Raw genomic sequence first — 14,882 nt, forward strand, 5'->3', positions numbered from 1 at the left:
CTATAAATCCCTTTTTCTAAGCAATAGAAGCGACGAATAAACAAAAATAAGGGTCCAAAGTATCACGATAACCAGTTGATACCAGTGAATTCCGTAATCTTTGGTTAATTCACCTCCAATCTGGGTGGCGGCAGTTTGCACGGCATTTAGTCTTGAAATAGGTTCAACCACAAGATTACTCATAGATTCCAACGGAAAGAATTGCATAATCTGAGTAGCAATATCAGTCCCTTTAAAAACCTTAAAATTTAAAATTGCATATAGAATTCCTTCAAATATCGCCCAGACTACTAAAAAGCCTAAGGCAAAAGCTGAACGTTTTACCAGGATTCCCAGGAACATACAGAACGCGAAGAAACCAGTTAGTTTTACGAAGTAAGCCAGCAAATACTCCATATCTGAAAAGACTATCGATAGTTCAGTGAAGTCTGAAAATGAATAGCCTAAAATTAGAGTAACTATAAAAAGGAAAACCGTAGAAATTCCTGAAAATACCAAGACAGTTAAGAATTTAGAAAGTATGAATTCTTTTTTGCTCAAACCATCTATGAGGTTTTGCTTGATAGTTCTGTTACTGTATTCATTAGACATCATGGAAACGATGACGATGGCTAGAAATAATTTCAGAAATGCGGCAATATAGCTGTTGAAATGCCAGATATATGGAAAATTAAAGATTCCCTGATCTGCAACTCTGAATTCAATATTCCCAATATTAAATTCAATCGATGCGATTAGCGCAATAAATGTGATCAGGATAAAATAGGTGATGATCAATATCCTGGCAGATCTGCTATAGCGTAATTTGTTGTATTCTATTTCGAGTAAACGTAACATTAGTTTGAGGAGGTTTGGTTGGTTAATTGAAGGAATTGTTCTTCCAGGCTTTCTTTTCGCTTGATCAAATAGGATAACGAAAGCCCTTTTTCAAATAAATAGCGGTTGATCTCATCTGCATCCATAGGATCGTCCAGAAAGGCGGTGAGTAAACCTTCCTTTTCGGCGATTTTTCCAATTTTTGGATGATCTTTCAATAACTCTTCGAGCCTGTTCATATCTCCAGCTTTCAGTTCAAAAAAGCCATGGCTGTTGATGATCTCGTCTACCGGACCGCTGTATAATTTTACTCCTTTTCTTATGATGACTACATGAGAACAAACTTTTTCAACTTCATCAAGCAAGTGGGAAGCAAGAAGAATTGTAGTGCCTCCTGCGGCGATCTTTCTAATGATCTCCCTGATCTGATGGATTCCCTGAGGATCCAATCCATTAGTCGGTTCATCAAGAATTAGAATTTCCGGATCGTTCAATAGTGCCGAGGCAATTGCCAGACGCTGTTTCATTCCGAGCGAAAATGTCTTGAACTTGCTGTCTTTTCTATCCAGCAATCCAACGATCTCCAGTTTCTCATGGATCTTGTTCTTACTGGTGCCTTTGATCTTACATACGAGTCCGAGGTTTTGCTCAGCTGTCATGTAAGGATAGAAATTAGGATGCTCGATAATCGCACCCACTTTTTTAAGAGCTTCGTGCGTTGAGCTATTTCCATTGAACCATTGAAAATCTCCGGAAGTTTTGTTTACGACATTCAGAACCATTCCCAGGGTAGTGGACTTACCGCTACCGTTGGGGCCCAGAATTCCGTAGACATTTCCTTTTTCAATACTAAAACTCAGATTGTCAACAGCAGTGATCCTGCCGAATCTCTTTGTGAGGTTATTTAAACTTAAAATTGTTTCCAAGATTGATGAAGTGTTTAAAATACGACGTCTAAAATAGGATTTTGTTACAGGTTTCCCTATAATAAGCTTAATTTTGAGAAAAACGTGGAATAATTATGGATGAAAAACTGATGTCAAAAAAGAAGCCTGCATTTCCTATTAATGAGCGCTTCAACAGATATCTTGCAAAGTATAACCGGAATACCAAAATCCCCGTTTTTTATGATGATCTTCTCAGGTTTTCAGGTTCTATCGTTGTTTATGATCAGCATGATGAAGATACATTCTGGGTGCGATGCTACTATCCAGATTACGAGCGGGAAGAGATTGATAACAGTCTGAAAAAGGTGTATACCATTCTGCATTCTGATGGTAGTGACGATTCCCTGGAATATCTGAATGTGGATGCAATTGATTATTGCACCTTCGGAAATTCGAAACCTTTCAGAATAAAGGTGAGAAATATCCTGAACGATAGCTTCACTTATTTCTATGTAAAAAAAGCTGATGCGTCGCGGTTATACGGACTGGAATTTGAGCATTTACTTTCTCCGCATCGGATAAATTTCCTGGTGTATAGAGATACTTTAATCGAGGAACATATCGCCGGAATTCCAGGGGATGTGTTTATTGAAGATCATTTGCCGAAATGTGACCTGAGAGCACAAACACAGATCGCCAAGCAATTCGTAAAATTCAACGAGCGCTGTACGGTTAGACTTCTGGGTGACATGAGATCATATAATTATGTAGTGATTCCTACTCACGATTTTGACCATGTGGAATACCAAATAAGGGCGATAGATTTTGACCAGCAATGTTTTGAAGGAAATCTGAAGGTTTACAGACCACAGTTTTTTAAAGAAAATTTTAAAATGGTTCAGCTAGTCTCTGAAAAGCTGGAAAATTCTTCCATTGAACAATACAGAAAAGAAGAGCGATCGTTATTGGCTAAAAGGATGATCAATACCCAGAGCAGGTATAAAGAATTGATACGTTGCATGATCAACGATCATGTCTCTACAAAAGATAATGTAAAGGAACTTCGAAATGATCTCTATGCTTTTTCAAAAGACATGAAGTTTAAAAGGGCAAGTACGATGGGGCAAATCCTGAGAACTGCATTAGATTTTGTTAAGCGTAATTACGATAATGTGAATATGCAGCGTTTGCTTGAATAGTATAATTGGAAAATAAAAAAAAGGGAAGCAAATTCAGTTGCTTCCCTTTTTTTGTTGAGCCTAAGCTCATTATTTTTTCTCTTCCTTGTTGAAATAAACAAGATAGTAATACATCTGCTTTTCTTCGTCCCAACCTTTTTCCACGAATTTTTCGGCAGAATCTGCGTTCACGAAATCCATTTTTATCTGGATATTCGTATCCAAAGTGATTACATTTTTGATCTTTTTTCGAGCGTCTGTTACCGCTTTATTGGCAATTGGAAAACTGGTAAGATCTTCAACCTTGTATTTTGGAGCTTTTTCAACCTTGTAATTTTGAAATTCAGGAATTAACGCTGGGTTGTCAATCACAGAATTGATATAATTTGACTCTTCAAAATCATCATTTTTCGCGAAGTAATCCATACTTCTATTCATGAACATTACTTCCTGTTTCTTGTCTTCCGCAGGCAATACCACGTCTTTCGCGAAATTTTTGGCAAAATTCAGGTAATTCTTGGTGAAGTAATTTTCATCAGCCAGCACGTCAACTCCCAAAAAGTTCTCTAACCAGTATTTAGTATCGTATCGATTAGAATCTACAGAAAGTATTTTATAGCCTTCCTTACGATTTTTATTGAAAATTATAGCTCCTTTATCCAGTTTCTGAAGATTGACACCTTGCTGAACGATCATTTCCAGGTTGCTTTGTTTCTGTTCAAATTGAAGGAAATCATGCTTTAATTCAGATTTGAAAATACCTATTGCAGACATTTTCTCATTATCCATCTGCATTCCTTCAAAATAAACCACGTAAACTTCCCCGCTTTTTATATGCGGATGGCTGGATTGCTCATAAAGTAGCGTGGCGATCTTTTTTGAATATTCATGAGTGTTGAATGGATCATCAAAGATCTGGTTGGCCAGGTTATATAGTTCATTAAATTCAATATCACTTTCATGGTGAAAACGATAATAGGTCTCTTCTTTCTCCCGGAAAGGTTTCAGAAAATATTCCTTGATCAAAGGCTTGATCTCATCATTCAAATGAAAAGTTGAAGCCGAAATAAAAATGTTTTCACCACGATTCTTATTACCTACACGGTGAATAGATAGTGATTCAATTTGAGCATTAAAAAGATTGATCATTTATATCTGAAATTTTTACTGAATAAAGTTGAAAAATGTGAATTCTGAAAGTAAATTTTTCAGAAGGTTCAGAAATTAGAATTATTAATTCCAGTTTTCATCAAACGAGAGATCGTCATAATCATCGGTGTCATAACCATCGTCATAGTCACCATTCAGCAATCCTTCATCTTCTCCTTTAAATTCCTTTTCCGGAGCATTATCTGGGATCTGCCCGTGAACGAACATTAAATTTGGGTAATCTCTTCCTTCTTCAATTTCAGCAATCTGACCTAATTCCACGAAAAACGTCCACATTTTAAGGAAGTCATATACGTAGATAAGTTTGGTTTGTTTTTCAGAAAGAACACTGTCTAAAGAAGTTTCATTCATCAGTTTAATTGAAGTATCCTGGCCACTCATATCGAATTGGTGGATCTCTTCTCCCTGATTCCACTCTTCATCGCTAATATAAAAAGAAGCCATTTCTGTACCGTCAAATCCAAAAGACTGCACAATCGTATTATGAAGGTCTTCCAGCGTGCTTTCCTGCAGCATTTCTATATCTCTAAAAACATCTTCATCAGCGTCGAGAATTACTCGGAATCTATAAACCATATCTAAAAAATTTGGAGGTCAAAGTTACAATTTTTTAATCTTCTCTGGAGCATAAATGCTTTCCATTAACAGGTAAAACTGAAATCCGAAAAGCAGGGAAGCGATTACCAAATGCAATGGCTGAGATAGAAATGGAAAATCAAAATTATACATGGCTACACCGGTGGCTACTTCCAGCAATATCAAGGCAATCACTATATTGATACGGTTAAGTTTCAGGTCAAGCTTTCTATTCTTCCACCAAAGAAAAGCATTGATCGCCAATACTAAAATGGAGAAGGAACGATGTATGTAAAATGTAGTGTTATGGTCAGATAACCATAGGTTTTCCGCATCATAACCAAGATTGCGAACCTGCTCATCTACAAATTGTCTCACCTGTGTTCCCATTATTACCTGGATAAGGGTTAAGATCACAGCGACGATCAAAAGATTCTGAAATGGCTTTGTTTTGAATTGATTGGTTCCTTTTTCTGAAGAGATCTTGAGCAGATAGACCAAAACCGCGACGATCACGAGGGCCATTACCATATGGATAGTGATCTTTGCCGGTGCCAAAACTGAATAAACTACGGTTGCTCCAAGCCATGCCTGGAATCCCATAAGAAAAACCGATAGCCATGATAGCAGTGTGATCCTTTTTTTAATTCTGAATTTGCTGATAGAGAGAAAAGCCATAATCAAAACAGCCAATCCTGCCAGTGCCCCGGCAAGTCGGTTAAGGTATTCTACCCAGGTATGTGTAGGATTGAATATAGCATAATCGTGTTTATCGTAATTTTCCCAGTTGGATTCGGAGTAGGTATCGCTTGAAGTAAAATCCTGAACTGCAACCTTCAAACTTTCATTCACGATAATAACCTGTCCCTCTTCATAAGAACGATTTGGTTGGAATTCAAGTTCAGATTTTTCGGTAGGAGGGATGTAATATCCAAAACATTTTGGCCAGTCTGGGCAGCCCATTCCAGATCCGGTCATTCTAACCACCGCTCCGGCTACGATCACCAGGTAGACCAGGATAAGCGAAATCTTTACAAATTTTCTATACATCTTAGATATTGGCTTTTTTCAGCCCTAATTTTTCTCCTTTCCTCAACATAAAATCCCTGGCCGGTTCATATTCATTAGGAATGTCACCTTCAAGAATTGCTTCTTTAATCGCATCTTTGATCATTCCTACTTCGCGACTGGGTTGAATTCCAAAAGTCTGCATGATCTCTTCACCACTTACCGGCGGCTGAAAATTCCGCACATGGTCTCGTTCTTCAACCTCTTGTATCTTCTGCCTAACCAGTTTGAAATTGTTATGGTATTTTTTAAAACGCTTCGGATTTTTGGTGGTAATATCTGCTTCACAAAGTGTCATAAGATCTTCAATATGATCTCCGGCATCAAAGATCAAACGTCGCACAGCAGAATCGGTTACGTTATCATCAGCAATAGCTATAGGCCTAGAACTCATTAAAACCATCTTCTGAACAAACTTCATTTTCTCATTCAGAGGAAGTCGCAGACGTTTGAAAAGTTTATAAACCATTTTGGCTCCGACGAATTCATGTCCATGAAAAGTCCACCCGATCTTTTTATGAAATTTCTTAGTGGGTGCTTTACCAATATCATGTAAAAGAGCAGCCCATCTCAGCCAGAGATCATCGGTGTTTTCAGAAATATTATCTACCACTTCCAGCGTATGCCAGAAATTGTCCTTATGTTTCTGTCCTTCGACTTCATCAATTCCCTGCAGAGCAGTTAATTCTGGTAGGATCTTTTTCAGAAGACCTGTTTTAAAAAGAAGCGCCAGACCCTTAGAAGGCTTATCGCTCAACATGATCTTATTCAGTTCGTCTACAATGCGCTCTTTTGAAATAATCTTTATCCTTTCCCTATTCGCTTTGATTGCTTTCAGGGATTCCGCTTCGATCCTAAAATTAAGTTGTGAAGCAAACCTGATGGCGCGATACATTCTTAAAGGATCGTCTGAATAGGTAATATCAGGATCTAAAGGCGTTCTAATGATCTTTTTGTCGAGATCATCAAATCCGTCAAAAGGATCCAAAAGATTTCCAAAACCATCTTTATTCAATTTCAGGGCAAGGGCATTTATGGTAAAATCCCTTCTGTTCTGGTCATCTTCCAGGGTTCCATTTTCCACAATAGGTTTCCTGCTATCCTGGCGATAACTTTCTTTCCGGGCACCCACAAATTCAATTTCCATATCCCCGTAACGAAGCATGGCTGTTCCGAAATTCTTAAATACCTGCACTTTGGGATTATTCGGAAGTTTCTCTGAAACTTTTCTGGCAAGTTCGATTCCGCTACCTACAGCTACAATGTCAATATCTGTAGGCTCTCCGCGCTGAAGTATATGATCGCGAACAAAGCCGCCAATTACATAAGAATCAACAGAAAGATCTTCTGAAGCTTCTGAAATTACTTTAAAAATAGGATGATGTAAAGCTTTACTGTAATTATGGTATTTCGGCATCTGTTATTTGCGTATCACTTTCACCTGGCCATTGTTGCTCAGCTTTATAATAGCTGATGGACGAGGTGATTTTTTTGAACGCTGCAAATTTACTACATAGTCCACACCTTTTAAAATTTGTGGAGTAATTTGATCGAAGGATTGCGGTGTAGGTTGACCACTTACATTGGCAGAAGTAGAAACCAGTGGCCTTTTCATTTTTTTAATAAGTTCAGAACAAAAAGTATCTCTCACGACTCTAATGCCAAGAGAGTCATCTTCACTTACCAGATTTTCTGCAATTCTAATTGGCTTGTCATAAATTACCGTGGTTGGTTTTTTGGCATATTTAAGAATATCATAGGCAGTTTCCGGAACTTCTTCAACATATTGCTCGAGCATCTTGAAATTTGAAACCAGACAGATAAGCGCTTTTGATTCTTCACGTTTCTTTAATTTATAAACGCGATCCACAGCTTCAGCATTCGTGGCATCACAGCCAATTCCCCAAACCGTGTCTGTTGGGTAAAGAATAATTCCACCTTTTTTAATAATATCAAGACAATTTCTAACTTCCTGTTCAATTCTTTCCATAAAGCACTTTTTTATATTCGGCCAAGGTTTGCTCAGCCATCATACTCGTAGTATAGTTTTGGATGAGCTTTTGATGAGAGATTTCTGTAAATTTCTTCATCAATTCTTTATCCTGTGACAAAGCTATCAATTTATCTGCTAATCTTTGTGCTTCGAAAGGATTGCTTAACATCCCGTTTACGTTATCTTCAATAATTTCCGGAATACCTCCAACGTTCGTACTTACAACCGGTACTTTGAAGTAAAAACTTTCATAAATAAACTGCGGAATGCCTTCACTTTGTGAGGTGAGAATTGCTAAGTCAAATTGAGGAATAAAACCTGATGCATTCGCCGTGAATCCCAGAAAACTTAAATGTTTTTCCAGCTTTTTACTTTTTATCATTTCAAGATAAGCAGGTGTTCTATTGGTGTAATTTCCAATCTGAATAAAATGGAATCTATGATCCTGTCTTTTATTTACAATTTCATCGATCATTTCCACCCAGGTTTTTAAATTTTTTGCCCTGATATGGTTGGCGATCATTCCTACAATGATCTTATCCTTCGGAATCTTTAAGGTTTTTCTTAAATCAATTGATTTATTAACCGACTTATCTAAACTGGTGCCATGATAAACAGTGACGAGTTTGGAGGTGTCCTCAATATTTTCAGCAGTAACACGCTTGGTTTCATTAGAAACGCATAAGATCTTTTTGATCTGTGGATGATTGTATTTGTATAGGGTTCGAGGCCTATCTTTAATGGAAAATGAAGTCTTTTTGCTTAAGACGAAGGGTGGAAGATTTCCCAGTTTAGTGGCCATGATCGCCATGGTTAAAGCGGTAGAATCATGAATATGAATAATTTCAATATCATATTTTTTACAAATCCTAAGGATCTTTGAAACATATCTCAGGTCAAGTTTAATCTGCATGGGAGCAGGTTTGACATGAAGTTCTGTATTCTTAATTTTTTTATGTAGGCCTCCGTTTTTGACGCAAATGATAATATTTTCAATCGAAGAATCGATTTTTTTTAATTCCAAACAAAGGTTTTCCAGATGATTTTCTCCGCCACCCCAGTTTTTAGCGGCAGAAAGATGCAGGATTTTTGTAGGTTTGACTTCTGAAAGAGGCATTGCTATGGTCTCGATAAATTTTCAGGTAAAGGTAAAATTAAAGAATAGACATCAGATAATTGAAGTGCTAAATCACGGTAGTCTTTGATTTACTTTTAATTAATTCTTCGGAAAACTAATTTTTATGACGGTTTTACATGTGTCTGGAGCAACAAGTTGGGGTGGTAATGAGCAGCAACTTATGTATTTAATAGATCAATTATCTGCTCTGGGAGTAGATCAAAAATTTTTTTGTTACAATAATTCCCCGCTTTCCGAAAAATTAAAAAACAAGCCAGTGGATATTTTATCTACAGATTATATAAAACCACATTCTTCCAAATACCGAAAAACCTTACGGGAATTCGTTTCCAGGCATCAAATTGATATAATTCACCTGCATACAAGCGATGCGGTGACCGGATATGTTCTGACCGATATTTTCAAACCTTTAAATACGCCGACTATTTACGCAAGAAAGTCCATTAGAAGGAAGAATAGTTATTTGAGTCAATTGAAATATAATTATAAGAATATTCATAAGATCACCTGTATTTCAGAGTATGTGAGATATCATTTTAGTAAAATTTTGAGTGATAGAAATAAGGAAAAGCTTGTGATTATCAGAAACGGGGTAGATGTGAATGAAAGGAATATTTCAGCACCTTATCAATTGCGAGAAGAGCTGAAGATTCCAGATTCTAAAATGCTCATAGGGAATATAGCGAATCATACTAAAGCGAAAGATCTTCAAACATTGATCAAGGCTGTAAGTCACCTGGTGTATGAATTAAAAATGACCGATTTTCAACTGGTTCAAATCGGGGAATTCACCAAAAGAACTGAAGAGTACAAAAGGTTGATTCATGAGTTGAAGGTGAATGATTATATCGTCATGAAAGGTTTCACTGAAAAGGCTTCGCGCTTCTTACCTCAATTTGATCTGTTCGCAATGTCTTCGGAAAGAGAAGGAGGTCCTTCATCTGTCATCGAAGCCATTTATTATAAAACGCCCGTGGTTTCTACGAAAGTGGGAATTGTAGATGAATTAATTACCAGTGGTGAAAATGGATATTCTGTGGAAGTGGGAGATTATAAGTCTTTGGCTGAATCTATTTTGAAACTGATCAAAAATTCAGAACTAAGAGAACAATTTTCTGAGCGATCTTACCAAATTTTCCTTGAAAATTTCAGCGCCGAAAGACTGGGCAAAGACACTTATAAACTTTATGAGAGCTTATTAAAAGCCAGCTAGATATGAAATACATATTTTCAGAAGTAGGGGAGAAGCACAAAGCTGAAATTAAGTTTTGTATCGAAAATTTTAGTTCTGAAGGAAGTCTTTTTGGTTCCGGTAAACGCAACAGTCTTAGGATTTTTGATATTGAAGACGAAAAGATCAATATCAAGTCTTTCAAGAAGCCGAACCTGGTGAATAAAGTCGTCTATAAATATTTCCGCAAATCAAAAGCTGAAAGATCATTTTTCAATGCTGTAAAGTTGCTTAAATCAGGTATCGGTACTCCTCAACCTGTTGCCTATGCCGAGGATGATTCTGGAGTCTTGTTCAGTAATAGTTATTATGTGTGTAAACATTTGCACTACGACTTAAGTTACAGGGAATTGGTGACAGATCCAGCCTATCCAGATCATGATAATATTTTAAGAGCTTTTACAAGGTTTACTTATGAATTGCATGAAAAGGAAATTCAATTTCTGGACCACTCTCCAGGAAATACCTTGATTGAAAAGGAAAATGATGAATACAGGTTTTACCTGGTAGATCTAAACCGAATGAATTTCAAAAAATTGAATTTTGAAGAACGCATGATCAATTTTTCACGCCTTACTCCAAAAAAGGAAATGGTGGAAGTAATGGCTGATGAATATTCAAAGTTGATCGACAGACCTAAATCTGAAGTTTTTGAAAAAATGTGGTTTTTTACGAATCAATTCCAGGAAAAATTTAAAAAAAAGAGAGAATTAAAAAAGAAGCTGAAATTCTGGAAGAATTAGTGGCGCTTTTCGAGGGTATAAGGTTTCTGGAAACTTTTTAATGTAAAATAATTGAGCAATTTTCTAACCTGATATTTTCTGATCAAATTGAGAGGTTTATTATTTAATTGAGATTTATCTTCGTGCAAAACTTCAATACAGGTGGTGATCACTCTCTCACTAGATTTACCATCGAAATAAGGATGTGTAAGATTTACATAATCAGCAATAGCATTTTTTAGATTTTCTGAAGGATCAAAGGCTTCCTTCAGAGCTTGCTCAATCTGAGAAGCATCTTCAATATTTATTAAGTGAGATGCCGGTTTATTGTTTTTGAAAGTTACTACCGGTTTTTGCTGGAGCATAAATTCGGTTATGGCAGAAGTAGTATCAGAAAACATTATATCTGCCTTTCTGAATAATGGAATTATATCAGTAGTTTCTACAAATGTGAAATCTTCATGTTGTAATGACCTGATAATCTCAACCCTGTCTTCCGCCATTTTAGGGTGAAGAACCACTAAAAACTTGTATTTTCCAGTCTTAGAAATTCTTTCCAGTTCACAAATTACTTCTTCATTATATGTCCAACTATATTTTTCCGAAAATGTAGAAGAAATTAAAATTGTTGGTTTTTGTCTCGCTTTTTCTTCAATTTGAAATAACGGATCTACCTTAGACCAACCTGTTTCTCTCACCATAAAGTGAGGTTTCTCCTTTTGAATTTCCATAAATGGCTTAGTAGTGGAAGGTCCCTGGGTACAATAAAGATCAAAAAAACCGCGAATTCTGAAATGACCTTTTTTAAAACTATGTTTATTTGCGAGAAAGCCGTGAAAGATCTGCACTTTGAGTCCGGGAATGAAATCTGCCACAACATCAGTGATCGTTAGAACGATGTGCGGTTCATATCTTATGACATCTTTAATGTCATAAATTAGATCTCCGGTTTCAGGGAAATGATCTTTTGGAGGATCAAGTTCAGAAAACCATTTTACTTCATAACCTCTCTTTTTAATTTCCTGCTGTAGCGGTCTGCCAATGGGGAGAGCATAGGTATGACTGATATAGATAAGAAATCGATAGGTCATTTGGAATGCTGATTTAAAAAGTGAGTCAATTCTGGAATTATAAAATACGGTTTAAATTCTTTATATAGCTCCTTAATCTGACTTGATAATTTCTTGTGTTTCATGCTCTGAAAAAATTCCGGTCTATAATCATTCAGATGCACCGAGACATTAGTGATTCCATCCTCATACATATTCCAGTTTTGTTTCATTATTTGCGGAGAAAAGATGGCAAATGTTGGGATGTTGAGAGCTTTTGCCATATTTATTGCTCCACCTTCATTGCCTATGAGTCCGTCGCAGTGAGAAGTAAGCGCTAAAAACTCCCTAATGCTCTTGCCGTAGATATCAAGATGTATTTTTAATCGTGTGCTTGATTTACAAAATTTCAATAATTTATCTATTTCCTGTTTTTGCGCAGGAATATAATTAAGTAATAAAGTTGCACCTGTATTTTCCACGATCTTATCGAGGAGTTCTGCCAGATAAGGCAAAGGATAAGTTTTACTTGTAGAGCTACCCAATGCACTTATCATATACAGCTTTTTAGATAGGTCTATTCCTTCACGCTCAAGCCTATTTTTAGCATTTTCAATTTCCTTATTGTGCAAAAAGATTTTGGGTTTTATCTGTACCGGGAAGTTTTGAGATAGAGGAGTTAATAACCTCAATCGCTTTTCTATAGCTGCTCCTGCACTTGTTTTCGCCTTGATTTTCCTACTGAAAACGTGTGTGCAAAATGGACGTGTATATTTTTTATCGTAGGAAATGCGGAAAGTACTTCCAGATAATCCGGTAATTATTGCGGTTTTTAGATTAGCATAGATATCAATAACGGCATGGTACTTTTCCTGCCTTATTTTCCTGATCACATGGAAAAAATTCTGATCCTTTTCCGCAATTATGAACTTATCAATAAATGGATTGTTTTCAACTACCGGGTAAGTATGTGCGTAGATCATGTAATGCAGTTCGGCATCGGGAAATTCTTTCCTTAGTGCCTCAAAGAGGATTGAGGATGTAAGCACATCCCCAATCATTTTGATCTGTATTACAAGTATCTTCAAATTTAAGTTCTAAACCGCGACGTTATATTCACGCAAAGCGTCGTTCAGGGAAGTTTTTTTGTTGGTACTTTCCTTACGCTTTCCAATAATCAATGCACAAGGAACCTGGTAATCACCTGCCGGGAATTTCTTAGTGTAACTTCCAGGAATCACCACAGATCTCGCGGGTACATAACCTTTAAATTCTTTCGGTTCATCTCCTGTAACATCTATTATCTTCGTAGAGCCAGTTAAAACTACATTTGCCCCAAGTACCGCTTCTTTCTCGATTCTGATCCCTTCAACCACGATACTTCTTGATCCCAGAAATGCATTATCTTCAACAATCACTGGAGCAGCCTGTAATGGTTCTAAAACACCGCCAATTCCAACACCTCCACTAAGGTGAACGTTCTTGCCGATTTGCGCACAACTACCAACCGTTGCCCAGGTATCAACCATGGTTCCTTCGTCTACATAGGCACCAATATTTACATAACTCGGCATCATGATCACTCCTGAGGAAATATAGGCTCCATGTCTTGCTACTGCATTTGGTACCACACGTATCCCTTTTTCTTTATAACCTTTCTTCAGTGGAATTTTATCGTGATATTCAAAAATCCCGGCTTCCAACGTTTCCATCTTCTGAATAGGGAAATAAAGGACTACTGCTTTTTTTACCCATTCATTAACCTGCCAACCATTATTAGTAGGTTCAGCAACACGTAGTTCTCCCTTATCCAAAAGATCAACTACTTTTCTAATTGCATCGGTGGTTTCTGTATCTTTCAAAAGGTCTCTGTTATTCCAGGCCTCTTCAATTTTCGCTTTCAACTGGTCCATTTTCTAATTTTTTTCAAATATAATAGCTATAAGGCAATATTTATGGACAAACCAATATAAACCTTACCTTTGCGTAAATTTTTGAAATGGCCAGAATATTAGCCCTTGATTATGGGACAAAGAGAACGGGAGTAGCGGTTACCGATGAATTGAAGATGATAGCTTCGGGTCTAACCACTGTACAAACTCCTGAGCTCATAAAATTTCTGGAAGACTATTTTAAAAATGAGAAAGTGGAACGAGTTTTGGTCGGTGAACCAAAGAGAATGGATGATACGCCGTCTCAGAGTGAAGTTCACATCCAGGAATTCTTGAAAGAATTTTCCAAAAAATTTCCGGAGATGCCTTTAGAAAGGGTAGATGAAAGGTTTACCAGTAAAATGGCGATGCAGAGTATGATCGACGGTGGATTGAAAAAGAAAAAGAGAAGGGATAAGGCTTTGGTAGATGAGATCAGTGCAACAATTATCCTGCAAACCTGGCTTTACGAATAGCGTTTAAAAAAAAATATAACGGCACAGATTTTCAGTTGCCGAAAATAATAGAAAATGATATTACCAATTGTAGCATACGGAGATCCGGTTTTAAAAAAGAAAGCCAAAGATATTGAGAAGGATTATCCAAAACTTGAGGAATTGATCAACAATATGTGGGATACCATGTATAATGCTTACGGAGTTGGTCTTGCCGCACCGCAGGTTGGATTGCCAATTAGAATGTTCATGATAGATCCTGCTCCTTTTGCTGAAGATGAAGAACTGGATGAAAAGGAACAGGAAGCTTTGAAAGATATGAGAAAGGTGTTCATCAATCCGCAGATCATTGAGGAAACAGGCGAAGAATGGGCTTTTAGTGAAGGTTGTTTAAGTATTCCAGAAGTTCGTGAAGATGTTTTCAGACAGCCAGATATCACGATCGAATATTTTGATGAGAACTGGGAAAAACATACCGAAACTTATTCTGGTTTGGCGGCAAGAGTTATTCAGCACGAATACGATCACATAGAAGGAATTTTATTCACCGATAAACTTTCAAGCCTGAAAAAGAGACTGATAAAAAGTAAACTGACAAATATTTCAAAAGGAAAGATAAACGTAGATTATAAAATGCGTTTTCCGAATGCAAAAAAAGCCCGCTAAAG

General features: G+C 36.9%; 16 protein-coding genes. 5 read left to right on the forward strand and 11 right to left on the reverse strand.

All coding sequences use genetic code 11. The annotated features are described in order from the left end of the window. Positions 1–837 (reverse strand): ABC transporter permease, encoded by an 837-nt coding sequence (locus AC2S94_RS09390; protein ID WP_484628344.1) that lies wholly within the window; start codon positions 835–837, stop codon positions 1–3. Then, a complete protein-coding gene (locus AC2S94_RS09395) occupies positions 837–1,742 on the reverse strand; it encodes an ABC transporter ATP-binding protein (RefSeq protein ID WP_484628345.1) in 906 nt (301 codons plus the stop codon). The genes AC2S94_RS09390 and AC2S94_RS09395 overlap by 1 nt, the downstream gene beginning before the upstream one ends. 95 nt (positions 1,743–1,837) lie before the next feature. Here AC2S94_RS09395 and AC2S94_RS09400 point away from each other — a divergent pair, with 95 nt between their 5' ends. Then, on the forward strand, positions 1,838–2,902 hold the full coding sequence (locus tag AC2S94_RS09400; RefSeq protein WP_309561699.1) for a hypothetical protein: 1,065 nt from the start codon (positions 1,838–1,840) through the stop codon (positions 2,900–2,902). Positions 2,903–2,971: 69 nt separating this feature from the next. Here AC2S94_RS09400 and AC2S94_RS09405 read toward each other — a convergent pair whose 3' ends face one another. The 6 genes from AC2S94_RS09405 to AC2S94_RS09430 all read right to left on the reverse strand — a co-directional run bounded on the left by AC2S94_RS09405 (position 2,972) and on the right by AC2S94_RS09430 (position 8,805). Further along, the gene (locus AC2S94_RS09405; RefSeq protein ID WP_484628346.1) at positions 2,972–4,030 is read right to left on the reverse strand and encodes a nucleoid-associated protein; all 1,059 of its coding nucleotides are present in this window, start codon (positions 4,028–4,030) and stop codon (positions 2,972–2,974) included. Between the two features lie 84 nt (positions 4,031–4,114). Next, a complete protein-coding gene (locus AC2S94_RS09410; protein ID WP_484628347.1) occupies positions 4,115–4,627 on the reverse strand; it encodes an IS1096 element passenger TnpR family protein in 513 nt (170 codons plus the stop codon). Positions 4,628–4,651: 24 nt separating this feature from the next. Next, positions 4,652–5,677 (reverse strand): COX15/CtaA family protein, encoded by a 1,026-nt coding sequence (locus AC2S94_RS09415; RefSeq protein ID WP_484628348.1) that lies wholly within the window; start codon positions 5,675–5,677, stop codon positions 4,652–4,654. A 1-nt stretch (position 5,678) separates the two neighbouring features. Further along, complete coding sequence (locus AC2S94_RS09420; protein WP_484628349.1) at positions 5,679–7,112, reverse strand: CCA tRNA nucleotidyltransferase; 1,434 nt, start codon at positions 7,110–7,112, stop codon at positions 5,679–5,681. A 3-nt stretch (positions 7,113–7,115) separates the two neighbouring features. Next, positions 7,116–7,685: an L-threonylcarbamoyladenylate synthase gene (locus AC2S94_RS09425; protein ID WP_484628350.1), complete on the reverse strand. Its 570-nt coding sequence runs from the start codon at positions 7,683–7,685 to the stop codon at positions 7,116–7,118. Next, positions 7,672–8,805, reverse strand: coding sequence for a glycosyltransferase family 4 protein (locus AC2S94_RS09430; RefSeq protein WP_484628351.1), 1,134 nt, complete (start codon positions 8,803–8,805; stop codon positions 7,672–7,674). The genes AC2S94_RS09425 and AC2S94_RS09430 overlap by 14 nt, the downstream gene beginning before the upstream one ends. 124 nt (positions 8,806–8,929) lie before the next feature. Between AC2S94_RS09430 and AC2S94_RS09435 the strand changes: the two genes are divergently transcribed. Continuing rightward, a complete protein-coding gene (locus AC2S94_RS09435; protein WP_484628352.1) occupies positions 8,930–10,039 on the forward strand; it encodes a glycosyltransferase family 4 protein in 1,110 nt (369 codons plus the stop codon). A gap of 2 nt (positions 10,040–10,041) precedes the next feature. After that, positions 10,042–10,800, forward strand: a complete 759-nt coding sequence (locus AC2S94_RS09440; protein WP_484628353.1) for a lipopolysaccharide kinase InaA family protein — start codon at positions 10,042–10,044, stop codon at positions 10,798–10,800. Here the strand turns inward: AC2S94_RS09440 and AC2S94_RS09445 are convergent. The 3 genes from AC2S94_RS09445 to AC2S94_RS09455 are packed head-to-tail and all read right to left on the reverse strand — an operon-like array spanning position 10,797 to position 13,741. Beyond that, positions 10,797–11,870 (reverse strand): CDP-glycerol glycerophosphotransferase family protein, encoded by a 1,074-nt coding sequence (locus AC2S94_RS09445; RefSeq protein ID WP_484628354.1) that lies wholly within the window; start codon positions 11,868–11,870, stop codon positions 10,797–10,799. The two genes, AC2S94_RS09440 and AC2S94_RS09445, sit on opposite strands and share 4 nt — an antisense overlap. After that, positions 11,867–12,916, reverse strand: a complete 1,050-nt coding sequence (locus tag AC2S94_RS09450; protein WP_484628355.1) for a glycosyltransferase family 9 protein — start codon at positions 12,914–12,916, stop codon at positions 11,867–11,869. The genes AC2S94_RS09445 and AC2S94_RS09450 overlap by 4 nt, the downstream gene beginning before the upstream one ends. Positions 12,917–12,925: 9 nt before the next feature. After that, positions 12,926–13,741 (reverse strand): 2,3,4,5-tetrahydropyridine-2,6-dicarboxylate N-succinyltransferase, encoded by an 816-nt coding sequence (locus AC2S94_RS09455; protein ID WP_484628356.1) that lies wholly within the window; start codon positions 13,739–13,741, stop codon positions 12,926–12,928. An 86-nt stretch (positions 13,742–13,827) separates the two neighbouring features. On the opposite strand from AC2S94_RS09455, the gene ruvX reads away from it, so the two are divergent. Next, positions 13,828–14,235: a Holliday junction resolvase RuvX gene (gene ruvX / locus AC2S94_RS09460; RefSeq protein WP_484628357.1), complete on the forward strand. Its 408-nt coding sequence runs from the start codon at positions 13,828–13,830 to the stop codon at positions 14,233–14,235. A gap of 54 nt (positions 14,236–14,289) precedes the next feature. Further along, a complete protein-coding gene (gene def, locus AC2S94_RS09465) occupies positions 14,290–14,880 on the forward strand; it encodes a peptide deformylase (RefSeq protein ID WP_484628358.1) in 591 nt (196 codons plus the stop codon). Positions 14,881–14,882 lie beyond the last annotated feature (2 nt).

This window comes from Christiangramia pacifica, assembly GCF_057221535.1.